Source organism: Pseudomonas sp. LBUM1660, from assembly GCF_059695935.1.
Genome location: NZ_CP166795.1, coordinates 4,852,629 through 4,871,621, shown reverse-complemented (window position 1 = coordinate 4,871,621; position 18,993 = coordinate 4,852,629). Strand labels below are relative to the sequence as shown.

The 18,993-nt window shown below is 58.6% G+C and carries 21 protein-coding genes; 16 read left to right on the top strand and 5 right to left on the bottom strand.

Features of this window, described 5'->3' with window-relative positions; all coding sequences use genetic code 11:
- Window positions 1-99 precede the first annotated feature (99 nt).
- From argJ to ACA068_RS22665, 3 genes are all read left to right on the top strand, one after another.
- Window positions 100-1,317, top strand: coding sequence for a bifunctional glutamate N-acetyltransferase/amino-acid acetyltransferase ArgJ (gene argJ, locus ACA068_RS22675; protein WP_497304922.1), 1,218 nt, complete (start codon window positions 100-102; stop codon window positions 1,315-1,317).
- 136 nt (window positions 1,318-1,453) lie between these two features.
- Window positions 1,454-2,086 carry a glutathione S-transferase family protein gene (locus tag ACA068_RS22670; protein WP_497304920.1) on the top strand — a complete coding sequence of 211 codons (633 nt, stop codon included), beginning with the start codon at window positions 1,454-1,456 and terminating at the stop codon, window positions 2,084-2,086.
- Window positions 2,083-3,027, top strand: coding sequence for a Nudix family hydrolase (locus ACA068_RS22665; RefSeq protein ID WP_497304918.1), 945 nt, complete (start codon window positions 2,083-2,085; stop codon window positions 3,025-3,027). The genes ACA068_RS22670 and ACA068_RS22665 overlap by 4 nt, the downstream gene beginning before the upstream one ends.
- 135 nt (window positions 3,028-3,162) lie before the next feature.
- On the opposite strand, the gene ACA068_RS22660 is transcribed toward ACA068_RS22665, so the two are convergent.
- The 3 genes from ACA068_RS22660 to ACA068_RS22650 are packed head-to-tail and all read right to left on the bottom strand — an operon-like array spanning window position 3,163 to window position 6,747.
- Window positions 3,163-3,744 (bottom strand): cob(I)yrinic acid a,c-diamide adenosyltransferase, encoded by a 582-nt coding sequence (locus ACA068_RS22660; RefSeq protein WP_497304917.1) that lies wholly within the window; start codon window positions 3,742-3,744, stop codon window positions 3,163-3,165.
- Window positions 3,745-3,747: 3 nt separating this feature from the next.
- A complete protein-coding gene (locus ACA068_RS22655; RefSeq protein ID WP_497304916.1) occupies window positions 3,748-5,784 on the bottom strand; it encodes a sensor histidine kinase in 2,037 nt (678 codons plus the stop codon).
- A 45-nt stretch (window positions 5,785-5,829) separates the two neighbouring features.
- The gene (locus ACA068_RS22650) at window positions 5,830-6,747 is read right to left on the bottom strand and encodes a putative 2-dehydropantoate 2-reductase (protein ID WP_497304914.1); all 918 of its coding nucleotides are present in this window, start codon (window positions 6,745-6,747) and stop codon (window positions 5,830-5,832) included.
- A 139-nt stretch (window positions 6,748-6,886) separates the two neighbouring features.
- Here ACA068_RS22650 and ACA068_RS22645 point away from each other — a divergent pair, with 139 nt between their 5' ends.
- Together ACA068_RS22645 and ACA068_RS22640 are read left to right on the top strand one after the other, a co-directional pair.
- Window positions 6,887-7,372, top strand: a complete 486-nt coding sequence (locus ACA068_RS22645) for a YajQ family cyclic di-GMP-binding protein (protein ID WP_007906601.1) — start codon at window positions 6,887-6,889, stop codon at window positions 7,370-7,372.
- Window positions 7,373-7,509: 137 nt separating this feature from the next.
- Window positions 7,510-8,352, top strand: coding sequence for a mechanosensitive ion channel family protein (locus ACA068_RS22640; RefSeq protein WP_497304912.1), 843 nt, complete (start codon window positions 7,510-7,512; stop codon window positions 8,350-8,352).
- Between the two features lie 137 nt (window positions 8,353-8,489).
- Here the strand turns inward: ACA068_RS22640 and ACA068_RS22635 are convergent, their stop codons facing one another.
- Complete coding sequence (locus ACA068_RS22635) at window positions 8,490-9,836, bottom strand: OprD family porin (RefSeq protein WP_403100474.1); 1,347 nt, start codon at window positions 9,834-9,836, stop codon at window positions 8,490-8,492.
- On the opposite strand from ACA068_RS22635, the gene ACA068_RS22630 reads away from it, so the two are divergent.
- From ACA068_RS22630 to ACA068_RS22620, 3 genes are all read left to right on the top strand, one after another.
- Complete coding sequence (locus ACA068_RS22630) at window positions 9,814-10,101, top strand: hypothetical protein (protein WP_403100477.1); 288 nt, start codon at window positions 9,814-9,816, stop codon at window positions 10,099-10,101. The genes ACA068_RS22635 and ACA068_RS22630 overlap by 23 nt on opposite strands.
- Before the next feature lie 610 nt (window positions 10,102-10,711).
- Window positions 10,712-11,137: an HIT domain-containing protein gene (locus tag ACA068_RS22625; RefSeq protein WP_497310649.1), complete on the top strand. Its 426-nt coding sequence runs from the start codon at window positions 10,712-10,714 to the stop codon at window positions 11,135-11,137.
- Between the two features lie 3 nt (window positions 11,138-11,140).
- Window positions 11,141-11,347 carry a SlyX family protein gene (locus ACA068_RS22620; protein WP_056741397.1) on the top strand — a complete coding sequence of 69 codons (207 nt, stop codon included), beginning with the start codon at window positions 11,141-11,143 and terminating at the stop codon, window positions 11,345-11,347.
- Window positions 11,348-11,422: 75 nt separating this feature from the next.
- On the opposite strand, the gene ACA068_RS22615 is transcribed toward ACA068_RS22620, so the two are convergent.
- The gene (locus tag ACA068_RS22615; RefSeq protein ID WP_497304909.1) at window positions 11,423-12,025 is read right to left on the bottom strand and encodes a cold-shock protein; all 603 of its coding nucleotides are present in this window, start codon (window positions 12,023-12,025) and stop codon (window positions 11,423-11,425) included.
- Between the two features lie 307 nt (window positions 12,026-12,332).
- On the opposite strand from ACA068_RS22615, the gene ACA068_RS22610 reads away from it, so the two are divergent.
- The 8 genes from ACA068_RS22610 to ruvB all read left to right on the top strand — a co-directional run bounded on the left by ACA068_RS22610 (window position 12,333) and on the right by ruvB (window position 18,944).
- A complete protein-coding gene (locus ACA068_RS22610) occupies window positions 12,333-12,803 on the top strand; it encodes a Dps family protein (protein ID WP_094470990.1) in 471 nt (156 codons plus the stop codon).
- A gap of 263 nt (window positions 12,804-13,066) precedes the next feature.
- Window positions 13,067-13,405 carry a ribbon-helix-helix domain-containing protein gene (locus ACA068_RS22605; protein ID WP_497304907.1) on the top strand — a complete coding sequence of 113 codons (339 nt, stop codon included), beginning with the start codon at window positions 13,067-13,069 and terminating at the stop codon, window positions 13,403-13,405.
- Between the two features lie 134 nt (window positions 13,406-13,539).
- Window positions 13,540-13,761, top strand: a complete 222-nt coding sequence (locus tag ACA068_RS22600; RefSeq protein ID WP_010457489.1) for an FmdB family zinc ribbon protein — start codon at window positions 13,540-13,542, stop codon at window positions 13,759-13,761.
- 94 nt (window positions 13,762-13,855) lie between these two features.
- Complete coding sequence (gene aspS, locus ACA068_RS22595; protein ID WP_497304905.1) at window positions 13,856-15,631, top strand: aspartate--tRNA ligase; 1,776 nt, start codon at window positions 13,856-13,858, stop codon at window positions 15,629-15,631.
- 120 nt (window positions 15,632-15,751) lie between these two features.
- The gene (locus ACA068_RS22590) at window positions 15,752-16,498 is read left to right on the top strand and encodes a YebC/PmpR family DNA-binding transcriptional regulator (RefSeq protein ID WP_497304903.1); all 747 of its coding nucleotides are present in this window, start codon (window positions 15,752-15,754) and stop codon (window positions 16,496-16,498) included.
- 126 nt (window positions 16,499-16,624) lie between these two features.
- Complete coding sequence (gene ruvC, locus ACA068_RS22585; protein WP_497304901.1) at window positions 16,625-17,149, top strand: crossover junction endodeoxyribonuclease RuvC; 525 nt, start codon at window positions 16,625-16,627, stop codon at window positions 17,147-17,149.
- 115 nt (window positions 17,150-17,264) lie between these two features.
- A complete protein-coding gene (ruvA, locus tag ACA068_RS22580; RefSeq protein WP_497304899.1) occupies window positions 17,265-17,882 on the top strand; it encodes a Holliday junction branch migration protein RuvA in 618 nt (205 codons plus the stop codon).
- Complete coding sequence (gene ruvB / locus ACA068_RS22575) at window positions 17,883-18,944, top strand: Holliday junction branch migration DNA helicase RuvB (protein WP_219095501.1); 1,062 nt, start codon at window positions 17,883-17,885, stop codon at window positions 18,942-18,944. It begins immediately after the preceding gene.
- Window positions 18,945-18,993 lie beyond the last annotated feature (49 nt).

The following is an 18,993-nucleotide window of genomic DNA, read 5'->3' as shown; positions in this document are numbered from 1 at the left end:
CCCGCGCCGCGACCGGCATCAGCCGTCGCGGCGTTTTGCCATTTAAACCACCGTTCTTCCTGAAAGCGGTGCTGACATCATTTAATAAGGAGCGCATTCATGGCTGTTGGTCTTGGTCCTTTGCCAACGTTGCACCCGGTTGCCGGTTTTGAACTCGGTATCGCCTCGGCCGGCATCAAGCGCCCGGGGCGCAAGGATGTCGTGGTCATGCGCTGTGCCGAAGGCTCAACGGTCGCGGGCGTGTTCACCCTGAACGCCTTTTGCGCCGCTCCGGTGATTCTGGCCAAGCAACGTGTGCAAGGCCCGGTGCGTTACCTGCTGACCAACACCGGCAATGCCAACGCCGGCACCGGCGAACCTGGCTTGGCCGCTGCCGAACGCACCTGCGCCAAACTGGCCGAACTGACCGGCGTTGACGCCAGCCTGGTGCTGCCGTACTCCACTGGTGTGATCGGTGAGCCGCTGCCGGTCGAGAAAATCGAAGGCGCGCTGCAAGCCGCACTCGATGATTTGTCGGTCAATAACTGGGAAGCTGCTGCCACCGGCATCATGACCACCGACACCTTGCCCAAAGGCGCCAGCCGCCAGTTCCAGCATGACGGCGTGACCATCACCGTCACCGGCATCAGCAAAGGCGCGGGCATGATCCGTCCGAACATGGCGACCATGCTCGGCTACATCGCCACCGACGCCAAAGTCTCCCGCGACGTGCTGCAAAACCTGCTGCTGGACGGCGCGAACAAGTCGTTCAACCGCATCACCATCGACGGTGATACGTCGACCAACGACTGCTGCATGCTGATCGCCACCGGTCAGGCTGCGCTGCCGGAAATCACCTCCGCCAGTGGCGAGTTGTTCGCCAAGCTGAAACAGGCCGTGTTCGAAGTGTGCATGGACGTGGCACAGGCCATCGTTCGTGACGGCGAAGGCGCGACCAAGTTCGTCACCGTCGAAGTCAACGGCGGCGGCAATCACCAGGAATGCCTGGACGTCGGTTACACCGTGGCCCACTCGCCGCTGATCAAGACCGCACTGTTCGCTTCCGACCCGAACTGGGGCCGCATCCTCGCCGCCGTCGGCCGTGCCGGCGTACCAAACCTGGATGTGAGCAAGATCGACGTGTTCCTCGGTGACGTGTGCATCGCCAGCCGTGGCGCTCGTGCCGCGACCTACACCGAAGCCCAGGGCGCGGCGGTGATGCAGCAGGAAGAGATCACCATCCGTATCGAACTGGGTCGCGGCGATTGCAGCGAAACCATCTGGACCACCGACCTGTCCCACGAATACGTGAAGATCAACGCCGAATACCGCACATAAGACCGAGTCGCCCCCATCGCGGGCAAGCCTGCTCCCACATGACCTGCGCTAACCTGTGGGAGCGGGCTTGCCCCGCGATGACGGACTGTCAGTCGCAACAAGACTGGCCTGCTTCCCTCATCAAAAGGTCCCGAACATGAGCCTCCACCTGATCATCGGCGACAAACTGCTTTCCTCCTGGTCCCTGCGCGGCGCCTTGGCTCTCGAGCTCACTGGCGCCCCGTACACCGAAGAACTGATCAAGCTGAATCAGCCGGACACCCGCGAACGCCTGCTAAAGCACTCGCCGACCGGCAAAGTCCCGTTGCTGAAAACCGGGGGCGGCACCATCGCGGACTCCCTGGCGATTGCCGAATACCTGGCCGAGCAATTCCCCGACGCCGGCCTCTGGCCCAAAGACACCGCCGCCCGTGCCCAGGCCCGTTCGGCTTGTGCGCAGATGCACGCCGGGTTCTTTGCCATGCGCGGCAACATGCCATTCGACCTGAGCCACGATGCACCGCTGTCGCCGACGTCTCCTGAGGTTCAGGCAGACATCGAGCGCATGCTGGCGTTGTGGGCTGAATGCCGTGCGGCGTCGACTGAAATTGGTCCGTTCCTGTTTGGCGGCGCGACCCTTGCCGATGCTTTCTTTGCACCGATTGCCGTGCGCCTGCGCACTTATCAGGTGAAGTTGCCGGCCGTGGACGAAGCCTACGTTGAAACCGTCTACCAGTGGCCAGCGTTCAAGGCCTGGCAGAAGGCTGGCCTGGAGGAGATCGGGCAGTGAAACGAGTACACGTAGCCGCCGCCGTCATCCGTGACAGCAGCGGCAAGATCCTTATTGCACGCCGTGCCGACACCCAACATCAGGGCGGCTTGTGGGAATTCCCCGGGGGCAAGGTCGAGGACGACGAATCCGTCGAAACCGCCCTGGCTCGCGAGCTCCAGGAAGAGCTGGGTATTGTGGTCAGCGCCGCGCGACCGTTGATCAAAGTCCGCCACGATTACCCGGACAAGCAAGTGTTGCTGGACGTTTGGGAAGTCTCGGCCTTTACCGGCGAACCCCACGGCGCCGAAGGCCAGCCGTTGGAATGGGTGGCTCAGCGCGATCTGCTGAACTACGAATTCCCTGCGGCCAACCAGCCGATCGTCGCGGCCGCACGATTGCCTGCACAGTATTTGATTACGCCTGAAGACCTGGAAACGCCGGCGTTGCTGCGCGGTATCCAGAAAGCCGTTGCGGGTGGCATCAAGTTGATCCAGCTGCGGGCACCCAACGGCTACGATCCGAAGTATCGCGATCTGGCGGTGGATGCGGCGGGGCTGTGTGCCGGCAAGGCGCAGTTGATGATCAAGGGCCCGTTCGAGTGGCTGGGCGACTTCCCGTCCGCCGGCTGGCACATCACGGCAGCGCAGTTGCGCAAATACGCAGCGGCGGGTCGACCGTTACCGGCGTCGCGCTGGTTGGCGGCGTCTTGCCACAACGCTGAAGAGCTGGCGCTGGCCGAGCAGATGGGCGTGGATTTTGTGACCTTGTCACCGGTGCAAAAGACCCAGACTCACCCGGATGCGTTGCCGTTGGGTTGGGAGCAGGCTTCAGCGTTGATCGAAGGTTTCAGCAAACCGGTGTTCTTGCTCGGTGGTGTTGGTCCGGCGGAACAGCAAAAGGCTTGGGAAACGGGGGCGCAGGGTGTGGCGGGGATTCGGGCATTCTGGCCGGAGGCTTGAATTACCGGTGATGCTGACGGCCTCTTCGCGGGCAAGCCACGCTCCTCAGGTTTTATGGTGTTCGCGGATTCTGTGAGCAACACAAAAAACTGTAGGAGCGAGGCTTGCCCGCGAAGGCGTCCTGATAGGCGCCGATTAACCGTGAGGCTTAGCGGTCGCCTGCCACAAAATCTCGGCAATCCCTTGTCGCTTGGCAATTAACCGCGCCACCACAAACAACACATCCGACAACCGATTGATATACGCCAAGCCAACTCCGGCCAAGGGTTCGATCGCATTCAACTGCTGACACCGCCGCTCCGCGCTGCGCGCCAGGCTTCTGCACACATGGGCTTGGGCAATCAGCGCTGAACCACCCGGCAGAATGAAATTCTCCAGCGGTCCCAGCTCTTCGTTCCACAGATCAATCGCCACTTCCAGCCGTTCGATTTCCGCTGCATTCAACGCCTGATACTCCGGCATCGCCAACTCGCCGCCCAGGTCGAACAACCGATGCTGGCAGGGCGCCAAAACCTCAATCACCTCGTTCAAGCCCGGATACGCAGCACTTTCTGCCGCCAACCCGGCCAACAGCACGCCCACCTGGCTATTCAGGGTATCGACCTCGCCAATGGCCTCGATCCGCGGGTGGTCCTTGGGCACGCGGCGACCATCGCCGAGTCCGGTTTCTCCTTTGTCGCCGGTACGGGTGTAAATCTTCGACAAGCGAAAGCCCATGGGTTACCTCGATAGCTGATTGAGTTCTTGAGAAATGACGGGGCTGCCCGCCAGCGGCAGGCGCAAGGTGAAACAGGTGCCTTGGCCGAGGGTGGATTGCACCTCCATCTGCCCCTTGTGGTTATTGGTGATGATGAAATACGAGACCGACAAGCCAAGGCCCGTGCCCTGGCCGATTTCCTTGGTGGTGAAGAACGGCTCGAAGGTGCGTTTGCGCACGTTCTCGCTCATGCCGATGCCGTTGTCCTCCACCTGAATTTCGGCCCACGGCGGATTCAGCCGGGTGCGCAGAATGATTCGCCCGGGTTCGCTGTCGTCTTCCCGTTGGTGAATGGCCTGGGCCGCGTTTTTCAGCAAGTTGAGCAGCACCTGCTCCAGTTCGTTGGCCGTGCCGGACACCGGGCCCAGAGCCGGGTCGAACTGACGGATGATCGCCTGGCCCTTGAAGTCGAACCCGATGGCCAGGTCGAAGTCGTTACCGGCGATTTCCACTGCTTGATCGATCAGCGCCGGCAGATCGCACGGCGCCATTTGCCGGGTGCTGCGACGGCTGAAACTGAGCATGTGGGTGACAATTTTCGCCGCCCGAGCGCCCGCCTGTTGAATGCCATCAAGCAGCTGCGGCACTTCGCGCGCTTGCAGGTATTTGTTGACCGTTTCCAGCGGGATGCCGACTTGCTCAGCCTGTTCGAGGTTTTTTGGCAGATCAGGTGACAGGCGTCGCCGAATGTTCTGCACGTTGTGCAGGATCGCACCCAAGGGATTATTGATCTCGTGAGCCATGCCGGCGGCGAGGCCACCGACCGAGAGCATTTTTTCTGACTGCACCATCATTTCTTCCAGCGACAAGCGCTGGGTGATGTCGTCGATCCGAATCACCACACCGCGCCCCGCCCCGCCCATCAGCGGGTAGAAGGTCAGGGCGTAATGCTTGGGTTCATCGTCCTTGAGCCAGGTCACGCGCTCGATCTTCGCCACCGTGTGCTGCTCGACGGTTTGCTTGAGCTGCGGCAGAAACGGTTTCAGCGGCTCGAAAGCGAGGAAAATCGGCTGGTTCAAGGCTTCGTCCAGACGCGTGCCGGACAGGGCGCTGGCTTCCTGATTCCACTGGGTGACGTAGAGTTGCTCGTCGAGGGCGATCAGCGCCGACGGCATGGAGTCGATGATGCTGTTGAGGTAGTTCTGGAAACCGGTGAGTTTCTTCTCGATCTTGCTGCGCACCTGAACTTCGAGTTCCAGTTTGCGATTGGTATGGCGGGTTTCTTCGGCCAGGCCCTGCGCCTGATCGTAAGCCGCCTGGGAGTCGTCCCGGGCACGTTTGAGCTGCTGCTCCCGGGCTTCGATCCGCGAAAGCATGGTGTTGAACGCCTCGGCGAGGCTGCCGATTTCATCGTGGTTGCCACGGGAAGCGCGCAGGGCGTAGTTCTCTTCGCGGGTCACTTGCCGAGACAGCTCTTCGAGTTGATGGATCGGCCGGGTAATCAGGCGTTTGATCTGCCGGGCGATCACCAGCCACAACAGCACACTGAAGATCAGAATGCCCAGGCTGGCGGTCAGGGTCCCGGTATAGAACGCCACTGGCAACTCACTGCTGGCCACCAATAGCAGGTGCCCCGGCGCGGTGCCGGGGCGGGGCAGGGTGATTACCTGGTTGCTGCGAAACTCGGTGGCCTGCCAGGCTTCGATGTGGCGGTAACGATCCGGCAGCTGCAGCTTTTCGCCATTCTGCAATTGCGCCAATCGCTCACCCTTGCCGTCATACAAGGCCGCAGCCCGCAGCGGTGAATAGCTGTTGAGTTCGTTGAGCAGGCGTTCGGCGCTTTGCGGCGACTTCAAGGCGTCGGCCACCAGGCTCGGGTTGGACACCAGTCGGCCGATGGTCTGCAAGGCCTGGGGTGCCATGCTTTCCTGGGAGATGTAATACGCGGCACTGATAAAGGTCAGGTTGGCGACCAGCAGGATGGTGATCAACAGCACGAGCAGGGCGGCCAGCAGTTTCTGGCCGACCGGAAGGTTTTCGAGACGCTGGCGCAATGGCATCAGGTTCATCGCTGAAAAGGAACAAGTGGCCAGCGTAGCCGCTGCTTAGTCGCTGGGCAATCCAAGGCTTTGAAGATGGGCAATCAGCCGCTGCTGTAACTGATTGAGGTGGGGTAGGTTCAGCTGGTGCCGCGAAGCCACTTTGCAGACATAGCCCAGCAGGTAGCTGATTTCGGTTCGGCGCTGGCTCGCGACGTCCTGGTGCATCGAGGAGTAATTGGCCGCCGTGGCATGGATCACCCGTTCGACTTCCTGTTGCAGGTCCTCGGCGGCAGCCGGCTGACCGCAGCGTTTCAGCAAGTCGGTCAGTTCGACGCAAAGGGTGGCAACTTCGCAATGGTGTTCCTGCAAACCGCCGTTGCGGCAATCGTGCAGCACCGTCAGTGGATTGATCGCACAGTTGAGCGCCAGTTTTCTCCACAGCCTGGTCAGGATGTCAGTGCTCCATGCGTGAGGAATACCGGCGGCAGTCAGGTCATCCAGCCAGATCGGCGCGACCGGATGACCGGCATCCCCCAGCCAGGTGTAACCATGACCGGCGAACACCACGCGCCAGTCGCCATCGCGAAACGCGCCCTCGGTGCTGGAAGCGCAAATGCAGCGCGCCTGCGGCACCTGTGCGGCGACGGCGTCCTGACTGCCGAGGCCGTTCTGCAACAGGATCAGCTCGGCGTCGGGCGTCAGGCGCGGCGCCAGTTGGGCGACGGCCTGTTCGGCATCGTAGGCTTTGCAGGCTACCAGCAGGCGGTGGATCGGTTCACTGTTGTGCGGTGTCTCGCCGGGAATGGCGTAGGTCTTGGCTTCGCCGTGCTCCACCAGCGTCAACCCGCCGCCCACCTGATAGGTCTGCAAGCGTTGCTCATCGCGCAGGATCAACCGGACCGGCACCCCGGCCCGTGCCAGACGGGTGGCCCACAACGTGCCGAGGCTGCCGGCGCCCAATACATGCCAAGTGGTGGACATCAGCTTTTTGCTCGGTTTGGCGCAGGCATGTGAGGCTCGCAGTATCGGTTGGAAAAGACCCGTTATAATGAGCCCGATTTTAACCGCAAGCCAAGCGCGCGCCATCGCTATCGAGCGCGCCTTTTATTGGAGAGATTACATGCCGTCGTTCGACGTGGTATCCGAACTGGACAAACACGAAGTCACCAACGCGGTCGAGAACGCCGTCAAGGAACTCGATCGCCGTTATGACCTGAAAGGCAAGGGCACCTTTGAATTCAAGGAAAAGGACCTCACCGTCAATCTTACTGCCGAGGCTGACTTCCAGCTCGAAGCGATGATCGAGATCCTCAAACTGGCCCTGGTCAAGCGCAAGATCGACGTGCAGTGCCTTGAAGTCAAAGATGCCTATGCGTCGGGCAAGCTGATGAAACAGGAAGCCGTCCTTAAAGAAGGCATCGACAAAGAGCTGGCGAAGAAAATCGTCGCTCACGTCAAGGACGCCAAGCTCAAGGTCCAGGCCGCCATTCAGGGCGAGCAAGTGCGCATCACCGGCAAGAAACGTGACGATTTGCAGGAAGCCATCGCGGCCCTGCGCGCCAAGACTTTCGACATGCCGCTGCAGTTCAACAACTTCCGCGACTAAATTCCAAGCGGGAACCTCTTGGCATTTTCGACGTCCGAGGGCCAAGCAACGGCAGAAACGATTGAACCCTTGAGGTTCGATTTTTTCTGCCGCTTATTTTTTCGCGTGCCGGATGGCCGGAAATCAGGAGAAAGTAGATGGATTTGAATACCGAAGTGGACAATCTGGTCAAGGCCTCCCAGGCCTGGATTCCGATGATCATGGAATATGGCAGCCGCGTTTTGCTGGCGGTCATCACGCTGGCCGTCGGCTGGTGGTTGATCAGCAAAGTGGCCCAAAAACTTGGCGGTCTGCTGGCGCTGCGTAATGCTGACCTCGCGCTGCAAGGGTTCATCAGCAGTCTGGCGAACATTATTCTCAAGGTTTTGCTGGTAGTCAGCGTGGCCTCGATGATCGGTGTCGAAACCACTTCGTTCGTCGCGGCCATCGGTGCGGCAGGTCTGGCCATCGGTCTGGCCTTGCAGGGCAGTCTGGCGAACTTCGCGGGTGGCGTGCTGATTCTGTTGTTCCGCCCGTTCCGAATTGGTGACTGGATCGAAGCCCAAGGGGTTGCTGGCACTGTCGACAGCATTCAGATATTCCACACCGTCCTGCGCACTGGCGATAACAAAACCATCATTGTGCCTAACGGCAACTTGTCGAACGGTATCATTACCAATACAAATCGCCAGCCAACCCGCAAAGTCGTGTTTGATGTGGGTGTGGACTACGAAGCGGACTTGCAGAAGGCCCGTGAAGTGTTGCTGGAACTGGCCAAAGATGAGCGTATTTTGGCTGATCCGGCACCTCAGGCAGTGATTTCGACACTGGGTGATAGTTCGATTACTGTTTCTCTGCGAGTGTGGGTGAAGACAGAGGATTACTGGGATGTGATGTTCATGTTTAACGAGCAATCCCGGGATCGTCTGAAAACGGCCGGTATTGATATTCCATTTCCACAGCGAGTCATTCGAGTGGTTCAGGAAGCATCGGTGAATTGAAAATGTTTTACCCAAGCCTGACTTAACAGTCAGGCTTATTGAGTAGCAAGCTAATCATTAATGCACTGTGCAATGGTTAAAAAAAAGGCCCCTCCGAAGAGGGGCCTTTTTTATGCTTGCTAACTAAACCGCTGCGATTACAAGATCGACAGTGGGTAGTCGACGATCACACGGAACTCTTTCACGTCGCCTTCACCTTCGTCGGCGTTAGCAAAGTGCCAAGCTTGACGGAAGCGTACGGACAGGTCTTTTGCCGGGCCAGACTGAACAACGTACTTGGCTTCGAAGTTGGTTTCGTTGTGCTTGCCGTCTTCACCGTACAGACCGGCGTAAGCGCTGCCTGCTGGAGTTTTGGTGCCGTCGATGTCCCAGCCCTTCACGTAACGGGTCATGAAGCTCAGACCAGGAACGCCGTACTCAGCCATTTTCAGATCGTAACGGATCTGGGCAGACTTCTCGTTAGGGGCGTTGAAGTCAGAGTACTGGATGGAGTTGGCGAGGAAGATCGAATCGCCGCCGCGGTTGTTCTTGCCGATACCGATGTAGTCGAATGGGGTATCGCCATTAACCTTTTGGAAGGCCAGGGTGATGGTGTGTGCTTTCAGGAACGAGAGAGCAGTGGCCAGCGAGAACGTGGTGTTGCTGATGTCACCGGCTTTCGCGTCACCGGTATCGGTGGTGCGATAGATGTTGAAGTCAGTGTTCAGCGACGTGTCACCACTAATCGGGGTGGTGAGGTTCACGTTGGCGTAGTACTGGTTCCAGATGTCTTCCAGCTTGGCGCCGTACAGCGATGCGCTCAGGTTGTCGGTGATGCCGTATTTGCCACCGAAATAGTCGATGGAGTTGGCAGCCACGCCGGCGTAGTTTGCGAACAGATCGCCGTCACGGGCGTTTTTGTCCTGGCTGGAACCCGAGTAGAAGTGACCGGCTTCGAGGTCAAGGTCTTTGACTTCGCTGCTCTGCAGTTGGAAACCGCTGGCAACTTGAGGAAGGATACGGGAACCGCCAACAGCAAACACTGGAGAAGTGCTTGGCGACATGTCGCCGAATTTCAGCTCGGTTTTGGAGACGCGGAATTTAACGGCAGCCCCGGCTTTACCCTGGCTGTCGTTGACGTCGCGGCCACCGTTAGCGTTGACGGTGTCGCTGCGGCTCATGTTACCCGAACCGGAAGTGCCATCGCCGCCATCGAGTTTGATTGCCAGGTAACCGAATGCATCAACGCCGACGCCAACAGTACCTTGGGTGTAACCGGAGCTGAAGGTGCCCCAGATACCTTGGGTCCAGTCTTTTACGTCGCGGGCGCCATCTTTGTTGTCACGGTTGAAGTAGTAGTTGCGAACCAGCAAGTCCAACTTGGCGTCGTCAACAAAACCCTTGGCTTCAGCCTGGTCACTTACAAAAGGTGCGGCCGTAGCCATTTGGGTGCTGGCTGCTGCTGCAACTGCCAGTGCGATCATGCTCCACTTCATCACGCGCATCGTGATTTGCTCCTTTGGTTTTAGAAGAGTACTGCCGTCCCACCTGTTTTATTATCTGGGCGGCTCTTTCTTTTTTGAGTCGGCGCAAAGTTATATCACGCAGACCATGTTGGCGATACTTGCGTATCTAACCTTTCAGCTTCTTTACGACGGTGTCGCAAACGGCTGGGTAGATGTCGCAAATTTACTGCCTCGACGCAAGCGTATTGGCAACTTTAGTGTTGTTTTCCAAGGCTTGAGCATCGGTAAAAAGAGTCCCTGGTGAAACGTTTGAATCTCCATTGGGCAACCCTGCCGCTGTTTTTATTTGCCTTGGTGCCTCCACTTCCAGCGGAGGCACCAGGGCGATGTGGGTGTGAATGCAACAAGCGTGCACAAACCGGAATTCTGCTACTGATTTTTTCCGGAAGCCTGCCTGTTGCTGTAAAAACCTCGTAAAACCGGGGGCTTCAAGCGTGTTATTTGTACGCTTGACGCCGTGCATTGCATGGTGTTGCACCCCCGAAACCGAAAGCATGACAACGAAAAATGTTACCGGTTCACCCCTTCGGTGAGTAATTCACGGATGCTGACGCACTAAGCGTAGACGCACTGTGCGGTTTTGGTGCAAAAAATCTTAATCACTGTGCTGAAATCACACAGTGCGCTCATGACGACGACTGGAACTATTCATTGGATATCAGTCATTTCGTCTTTCTGGGTGCGATCTTCGGTTCTGTCTTGGTGCATCTCGATCGAAAACGGCCCATCTCGGGGCGTTCGTTCAGCGTGATGCAAGCGCTGATCACGGGTATGCTGGCGTCCTGTCGCTTGGTGCGCGGCCTGTCTGGATGGGCGCTAAGCTGAAAAATGATGACCTGGCGGGAGTGCGCGCGGTGTTCGCTTTAGATCCACGACTTCAACAAGACACGCTTCCGATTGGCGATTTCCCGCTTTGCCGGTTGCTGTTATCCAATGATTCGAGCTACCCCTGGTTCATCCTGGTGCCACGTCGTGAAGATATCAGTGAGATATTTCAGTTGGGTGTCGCAGATCAACAGCAGCTGTGGCAGGAAACAACTGCGCTGGCGGAACTGCTCAAGGATTCGTTCGACGCCGATAAGCTGAATGTCGCGGCGCTGGGTAATGTCGTCAGTCAGTTGCACATGCATGTCATTGTGCGCAAACGTGAGGACGCCGCCTGGCCAGCCCCGGTCTGGGGCAAACACCCGGCCGTTCCTTACAGCACAGCGCAGATCGCGTCGATTCGCGAGCACCTGCGTCTGGTGTTAACCGAAGATTTCACGTTTCTGGAGGGTTGAATCATGAGCCTGGAAGATCGCGTTACCGATCTGGAGAGCCAACTGGCGTTTCAGGATGACACCATCCAGGCATTGAGCGATGTGCTGGCGACGCAGCAGCGCGCCGTTGAACGCCTGCAATTGCAGATGGCTGCATTGCTCAAGCGCCAGGAAGAAATGGCTGGGCAGTTCGAAACCTTCGAAGAAGAAGCGCCACCGCCTCATTACTAACCGCCCCTGTACTAATAGGCAGGCAATAAAAAACCGCGAACAGCCGGGCTGTTCGCGGTTTTTTTTAGCCTTGAATCAGCGACGCGGCAATGCGGCGATGACATCTTCGGCTTGCAGCCCTTTGTCACGATTCATGACAGAGAACTCAACACGCTGGCCTTCAACCAGAACACGGTGACCTTCGCCACGAATGGCCCGGAAATGCACGAAAATATCATCGCCGGAATCACGGGAAATAAAGCCGAAGCCTTTGGAGGTATTGAACCACTTGACGGTGCCGGTATCGCGGTTACTCATGTCGTAGCTTGGCGAGGCGGCGGCCGGCGAGGATTTGTAGAAGCTGATAGCCAGGTGCATGAGAACGGCGATCAGCGCAGCCACCAGGCTGAACAGAACGGCAGGTTGACCGGCGATGACAGGCATCGGCGCGAGCAGCGTCAGGGTTTGCAGGACGACGGCCAGGACCAGCAGGGCGCTGACCAGGTTTTGCAGTTGATGACGTGGGCCTTTGTTCCAGTAAGGGATAACGGGAGCAAGGGTGAGGTTGAGCAGGCCGAAAAAGGCCAGGTACAGCGCATCGGGTTGTTGCAGGTAAGGGACTGCTTCGGATCGCAGGCTAGGGATGAAGGACAGCAGCAAAGCTGCTGCGCCCATTAGCAGGTGGACGATTTTCAACATTTTGATTAACTCACGTTAAGACGGATCACAAGGAAGAGCTGATGGAGCACGGTTCGCTTCAGAACAATAAGAGGCGTTGGACACGTACCCGGTACCAGCCTATGCGCAGCCCCCGAAAAATAGGCGGTCGCGACACACGGCCTATTTAACAGCAAAGCCTGCAGCTACTCAAATCAGGCAGTCCAGCGGTGCTTCGCGGGGCTATTTGTCGCAGGTCATTGTGCAATCCCATGCTGCGAGGGGGTGGCAGGCTTGCTAGAGTGGTCCTGCACCTGTTGGATGAACTCATCACCTTTAGGGGATAAACATGGCAATCGATATCGGTATCAGTGAAGAGGACCGCAAGTCCATCGTTGACGGGCTTTCGCGTCTGCTGTCGGACACGTATGTGCTGTATTTGAAAACCCATAACTTCCATTGGAATGTCACCGGTCCCATGTTTCGGACCCTGCACCTGATGTTCGAGGAGCAATACAACGAGCTGGCCCTGGCCGTCGATTCGATTGCCGAGCGCATTCGCGCCCTCGGTTTTCCTGCGCCCGGCGCCTATTCGATTTATGCGCGGCTGTCTTCTATTAAGGAAGAAGCCGGCGTGCCCAGCGCCGAGGACATGATCAAACAGCTTGTCGATGGGCAAGAGGCGGTCACCCGTACCGCGCGTGGGATCTTTCCGCTGCTGGAAAAAGTCAGCGACGAGCCGACGGCAGACCTGCTGACCCAACGCATGCAAGTCCACGAAAAAACCGCATGGATGCTGCGGTCTCTACTGGATCAGTAATATCGTCAGTGCGCGAATGATGCCCGCCGGGCGTTGTTCGCGGTCTTTGACTTCTTAAAGTCGCTTTTACACTCGTTAAAAATCGTCTGGTTGCGTAGGAAAATGGCCGGCCTAGGACGGTCTCCATGATCGCCCTTCAGCTGTTGGCTTATCCTACGTCGATGGTCATAAAGTCATCTGGATATACCTTTGCGCCTGCGCTTTTATAAGGCCACGCAGAGTGCTCTTACAGAAGGCAAGGATGACAAAGGAGTGTCAACGATATGGATGACGAAGACAGGCGAAGCGAGGGAAGGGGCGGTCCGGTCAAGGAGATAAGGATTGATCCATTTGTCAGCGAGTTTGATATGGGGCTGGCCCGGCCCTTATCCCGGTCGGTGCGGTTGAACGGCTTTGCCACCTGCTTGCGGCTTGAGCAGGTGTACTGGGATATTCTGGGCGATATGGCCAAGGTCAATTGTTGTACGGTCAGTGCGCTGCTGTCCCATGTGGATCGCGAAGTGCACCTGCGTCATGGCGGGGTCAAGAACTTTACCGGGCTGGTGCGGGTTGTCTGCGTCGTGCACAGCCTGAAAGAAGGGGGCTGCGTCGCAATGCCCTAGCCACGCTGGTGATCGGGCAGAGTGTCGGTCTGTGCAGTCTTACGGCTGCACAGGCCGCATTTAATGGATATAATCCCGCTCTTTGCCGCAAAACCCAGTGTGTGCGGTAGCAATCTGATCGCCGAGACAACCCCATGCCGATGTACGACTATCAATGTGCTTCCTGTGGTCATCAGTTGGAAGCCATTCAAAAGATCAGCGCAGCACCGCTGGTCGACTGCCCTGCCTGCCAGGCGCCAGAGCTTAAGAAGATGCTGTCCATGCCGGGCTTCCGCCTTAGCGGCACCGGCTGGTACGAAACCGATTTCAAGACCGGTTCCAAGAAGAATCTGGCCGGCGGCGACAAAGCTGACTAAGGTCTGGAACCTGAGTTGAACGACACGCGCGAGCTCTTGCAACACCTGCAAGGCCTCCAACCGAATTTCGATTACGAGAAGTGAAACCACTACCATGATGCGCAGCCATTATTGCGGCCAACTGAACGAAGCCCTGGAAGGCCAGGAAATTACCCTTTGCGGATGGGTGCACCGTCGCCGTGACCACGGTGGGGTGATTTTCCTCGATATCCGTGATCGTGACGGTCTGGCCCAGGTGGTGTTCGACCCGGACCGCGCCGAGAGCTTCGCCGCCGCCGACCGCGTGCGCAGCGAATACGTCGTGAAGATCACCGGCAAGGTTCGTCTGCGTCCGGCCGGTGCCACCAACGCCAACATGGCGTCGGGCATGATCGAAGTCCTGGGCTACGAGCTGGAAGTGCTGAACGAGTCGGAAACCCCGCCGTTCCCGCTGAACGAGTTCTCCGACGTCGGTGAAGAAACCCGCCTGCGTTATCGCTTCCTTGATCTGCGTCGCCCGGAAATGGCCGAGAAGCTGCGTCTGCGTTCGCGCATGACCACCAGCATCCGTCGTTTCCTCGACGAGAACGGCTTCCTCGACGTCGAGACGCCGATCCTGACCCGTGCCACACCAGAAGGCGCTCGCGATTACCTGGTGCCGAGCCGTACCCACGCCGGTTCCTTCTTCGCCTTGCCGCAATCGCCACAGTTGTTCAAGCAACTGTTGATGGTCGCCGGCTTCGACCGTTACTACCAGATCGCCAAGTGCTTCCGCGACGAAGACCTGCGCGCCGACCGTCAGCCGGAATTCACCCAGATCGACATCGAGACCAGCTTCCTCGATGAAAAAGAGATCATGGGCATCACCGAACAAATGATCCGCAACCTGTTCAAGGAAGTGCTGGACCTGGAGTTCGGCGACTTCCCGCACATGACCTTCGAAGAAGCCATGCGTCGTTACGGTTCCGACAAGCCTGACCTGCGTAACCCGCTGGAACTGGTGGACGTTGCCGACCAATTGAAAGAAGTCGACTTCAAAGTCTTCAGCGGTCCTGCCAACGATCCGAAGTGCCGTGTCGCCGCCTTGCGCGTACCTGGCGCGGCGAGCATGCCGCGCAAGCAGATCGACGACTACACCAAGTTCGTCGGCATCTACGGTGCCAAGGGCCTGGCGTACATCAAGGTCAACGAGCGCGCCAAAGGTGTTGAAGGCCTGCAGTCGCCAATCGTCAAGAACATCCCGGAAGCCAACCTCAACGTGATCCTCGATCGTGTTGGCGCGGTCGATGGCGACATCGTGTTCTTCGGCGCCGACAAAGCCAAGATCGTCAGCGAAGCCCTGGGCGCGCTGCGGATCAAGGTCGGCAACGACCTGGACCTGCTGACCTGCAAGTGGGCGCCGATGTGGGTTGTCGACTTCCCGATGTTCGAAGAGAACGACGACGGCAGCTTCACCGCCTTGCACCACCCGTTCACCGCGCCGAAGTGCACCCCGGAAGAACTGGAAGCCAACCCGGCGACCGCTCTGTCCCGTGCCTACGACATGGTTCTGAACGGCACCGAGCTGGGTGGCGGTTCGATCCGTATCCACCGCAAGGAAATGCAGCAGACGGTGTTCCGCCTGTTGGGTATCAATGAAGCGGAACAGGAAGAGAAGTTTGGCTTCCTGCTCGACGCCCTGAAATACGGCGCGCCGCCACACGGTGGCCTGGCCTTCGGCCTGGACCGTCTGGTCATGCTGATGACCGGCGCCCAGTCGATCCGTGAAGTGATTGCCTTCCCGAAAACCCAGAGCGCGGCTGACGTCATGACTCAGGCACCGGGTGCTGTAGATGCCAAGGCATTGCGCGAACTGCACATTCGTCTGCGCGAAACGCCAAAGGCTGAGTAAGGCTGACCGCAAAGGCGCATCCTTCCGGGATGCGCCTTTTCTTTAGGTCGAGATTTTTTGTTGCTGGCCGACACAGCGTGCGCGGCGGGCGATGTTTCAAAGAGAAATTCGGAGCGAGATATGGCGGGTCATTCCAAGTGGGCGAACATCAAGCACCGCAAAGAACGTCAAGATGCCAAGAAAGGCAAGATTTTCACCAAGTGGATTCGTGAGCTGACCGTTGCGGCCCGTCAGGGCGGTGGCGATCCCGGTTCCAACCCGCGCCTGCGTCTGGCGCTGGACAAGGCCCTTGGCGCGAACATGAGTCGCGACATCATTGATCGCGCAGTCGCCCGTGGTGCCGGTGCTGCCGACACCGACGACATGGTCGAACTGACCTACGAAGGTTATGGCCCGGGTGGCGTGGCGGTGATGGTCGAGTGCATGACCGACAACCGTAACCGCACCGCAGCCGCTGTTCGCCATGCGTTCAGCAAGTGCGGCGGCAACCTGGGGACTGACGGTTCGGTGGCCTATCTGTTTGAGCGCAAGGGGCAGATTTCCTTCGCGCCAGGTGTCGATGAAGACGCGCTGATGGAAGCGGCCATGGAAGCCGACGCCGATGACGTGGTCACCCATGAAGACGGTTCGATTGACGTGTTCACCTCGTTCGCCGGCTTCTACTCCGTGCGGAACGCGCTGGAAACGGCGGGTTTCAAAGGCGATGACGCGGAAATCGTGATGCTGCCGACCACCAGCGCCGAACTGGATCTGGAGGGCGCCGAGAAGGTGCTCAAGCTGATCGACATGCTTGAAGACCTGGATGACGTGCAGAACGTTTACTCCAACGCGGACATTCCGGAGTCGGTAGCCGCACAGCTGGTTTGATTGATCTGCAATACTCTTGAAGCCGGAAGTGCAGGCGGTGATGTTTTACCGCCAGGCATGTCCGGCTTCTGCCTTTATGCCGAGCAAGCAATTGCCGGCAGGCATCATTTTTGAGCTGCAGGCGTTATGACTTTAATTCTTGGTATCGACCCCGGTTCGCGCATCACCGGTTATGGCGTGGTACGTGATACCGGGCGTGGCTGCGTGTACGTGGCGTCGGGCTGCATTCGCACCGGGGCCGGCGAGTTGCACGAGCGTCTGCAAATCGTCTATCGCGGTGTGCGAGAAGTCATCCAGACCTACGGCCCGGTGACCATGGGCATTGAAAAAGTCTTTATGGCGCGCAATGCCGACTCGGCCCTGAAGCTCGGTCAGGCCCGGGGCGCTGCGATCGTGGCGGGTGCCGAAGAAAGCCTGGAAATCGCCGAGTACACCGCGACCCAGGTCAAGCAAGCGGTGACCGGCACCGGCGCGGCCAATAAAGAGCAGGTGCAGATGATGGTCATGCACATGCTGAAATTGACCAGCAAGCCGCAAATCGACGCCTCGGATGCCTTGGCCATTGCCATTTGTCACGCGCACACCCGTTCCAGTCTGTTACCTCATGGCCTGGGAACGGCACGCAGTCGTGGCGGGCGCCTGCGTCTCTGATAGCATCAGCAGTCATTTTTAGGGAATGAGGGTTTTGCGCCTGTGTTGTCGGCGCAAAACCCTTGTTCTGTCAGTCGCCAGTCATTGATCTGGCCAACGCTCAAGGATCTGAAACGTGATTGGACGCTTGCGCGGCACACTGGCTGAGAAACAGCCGCCGCACCTGATTCTGGATGTAAACGGTCTGGGGTATGAGCTGGAAGTGCCCATGACCACGCTGTATCGCTTGCCGTCGGTCGGTGAACCGCTGACCTTGCACACCCATCTGGTTGTTCGTGAAGACGCGCAGTTACTCTATGGCTTCTTCGGCAAGCGTGAGCGAGACTTTTTTCGCGAGTTGATCCGTCTCAATGGTGTAGGGCCAAAATTGGCCTTGGCGTTGATGTCTAGCCTGGAAGTGGATGAGCTGGTCCGTTGCGTGCAATCACAGGACACCTCGGCACTGACCAAGGTGCCGGGCGTGGGCAAGAAGACCGCCGAGCGTTTGCTGGTTGAGCTCAAGGACCGCTTCAAGGCCTGGGAAACCGTACCAGCGATGTTTGCCCTGGTGCCAAACCAGTCGGGTGGGCCAGATGCGCCGGCCCCGGTCGCCACCGCCGAAAATGACGCGGTCAGCGCGCTGATTTCCCTGGGCTACAAGCCGCAGGAAGCCAGCAAGGCGATTTCTGCGATCAAGGAGAAAGGTTTGAGCAGTGAAGACATGATTCGTCGTGCCCTGAAGGGAATGATCTAAGTGATTGAAGCTGATCGTCTGATTGCCGCCACGCCCGGCCCTCGCGACCGCGAGGAAGTCCAGGACCGGGCGATTCGCCCTGTCAGCCTGGCCGAGTACATTGGTCAGCCGACCGTTCGCGAGCAAATGGAGTTGTTCATCCAGGCCGCTCGCGGGCGTAACGAGTCCCTGGACCACACGCTGATTTTCGGCCCGCCGGGTCTGGGTAAAACCACCCTGGCCAACATCATCGCCCAGGAAATGGGCGTGTCGATCAAGAGCACTTCGGGTCCGGTGCTTGAGCGCCCGGGTGATCTGGCGGCGCTGTTGACCAACCTTGAGCCTCACGACGTCCTGTTCATCGACGAAATCCATCGGCTGTCGCCGATCGTCGAAGAAGTGCTGTACCCGGCCATGGAAGACTTCCAGCTCGACATCATGATTGGTGAAGGGCCGGCCGCGCGCTCGATCAAACTGGATCTGCCGCCGTTCACCCTGGTGGGTGCGACGACCCGTGCCGGCATGCTGACCAATCCGTTGCGCGACCGGTTCGGGATCGTCCAGCGCCTGGAGTTCTACAACACCGCCGACCTGGCGACGATTGTCAGCCGTTCGGCAAACATCCTCGGCTTGCCGCTGGACCCGGAAGGCGCCTTTGAGATCGCCCGTCGGGCCCGTGGCACCCCGCGGATCGCCAACCGCTTGTTGCGCCGGGTTCGGGATTTCGCCGAAGTCCGTGCCAAGGGCCACATCACCAAGCCGATCGCCGACCTCGCCTTGAACCTGCTGGATGTCGACGAACGTGGCTTCGATCACCAGGACCGGCGTCTGCTGTTGACCATGATCGAGAAGTTCGACGGTGGGCCGGTGGGCGTGGACAGTCTGGCCGCTGCGATCAGCGAAGAGCGCCACACCATTGAAGACGTGCTGGAGCCGTATTTGATCCAGCAGGGCTACATCATGCGCACGCCGCGGGGGCGGGTGGTCACCCGGCACGCGTATCTGCACTTCGGTTTAAACATTCCGTCACGAATGGGCGAGATGCCCGTGGTAGACGAGTTCCTCGATGCGGTAGACGATTAATCACCTTTGCGGGCTGATTTATTCGGGATTTGCGCGGTCCTACGACCGT

Bases quoted from the DNA above. Each gene is read 5' to 3' on its own strand.
- ACA068_RS22640 (WP_497304912.1), top strand. From the start codon at position 7,510: ATGGATTTGAATACCGAAGTGGACAATCTGGTCAAGGCCTCCCAGGCC.
- ACA068_RS22660 (WP_497304917.1), bottom strand. From the start codon at position 3,744: ATGGGCTTTCGCTTGTCGAAGATTTACACCCGTACCGGCGACAAAGGA.
- ACA068_RS22650 (WP_497304914.1), bottom strand. From the start codon at position 6,747: ATGTCCACCACTTGGCATGTATTGGGCGCCGGCAGCCTCGGCACGTTG.
- ACA068_RS22635 (WP_403100474.1), bottom strand. From the start codon at position 9,836: ATGCGCGTGATGAAGTGGAGCATGATCGCACTGGCAGTTGCAGCAGCA.
- aspS (WP_497304905.1), top strand. From the start codon at position 13,856: ATGATGCGCAGCCATTATTGCGGCCAACTGAACGAAGCCCTGGAAGGC.
- ACA068_RS22605 (WP_497304907.1), top strand. From the start codon at position 13,067: ATGGATGACGAAGACAGGCGAAGCGAGGGAAGGGGCGGTCCGGTCAAG.
- ACA068_RS22655 (WP_497304916.1), bottom strand. From the start codon at position 5,784: ATGCCATTGCGCCAGCGTCTCGAAAACCTTCCGGTCGGCCAGAAACTG.
- ACA068_RS22630 (WP_403100477.1), top strand. From the start codon at position 9,814: ATGCTCCACTTCATCACGCGCATCGTGATTTGCTCCTTTGGTTTTAGA.
- ruvC (WP_497304901.1), top strand. From the start codon at position 16,625: ATGACTTTAATTCTTGGTATCGACCCCGGTTCGCGCATCACCGGTTAT.
- ACA068_RS22615 (WP_497304909.1), bottom strand. From the start codon at position 12,025: ATGTTGAAAATCGTCCACCTGCTAATGGGCGCAGCAGCTTTGCTGCTG.
- ACA068_RS22610 (WP_094470990.1), top strand. From the start codon at position 12,333: ATGGCAATCGATATCGGTATCAGTGAAGAGGACCGCAAGTCCATCGTT.
- ACA068_RS22670 (WP_497304920.1), top strand. From the start codon at position 1,454: ATGAGCCTCCACCTGATCATCGGCGACAAACTGCTTTCCTCCTGGTCC.
- argJ (WP_497304922.1), top strand. From the start codon at position 100: ATGGCTGTTGGTCTTGGTCCTTTGCCAACGTTGCACCCGGTTGCCGGT.
- ACA068_RS22645 (WP_007906601.1), top strand. From the start codon at position 6,887: ATGCCGTCGTTCGACGTGGTATCCGAACTGGACAAACACGAAGTCACC.
- ACA068_RS22600 (WP_010457489.1), top strand. From the start codon at position 13,540: ATGCCGATGTACGACTATCAATGTGCTTCCTGTGGTCATCAGTTGGAA.
- ACA068_RS22620 (WP_056741397.1), top strand. From the start codon at position 11,141: ATGAGCCTGGAAGATCGCGTTACCGATCTGGAGAGCCAACTGGCGTTT.
- ACA068_RS22590 (WP_497304903.1), top strand. From the start codon at position 15,752: ATGGCGGGTCATTCCAAGTGGGCGAACATCAAGCACCGCAAAGAACGT.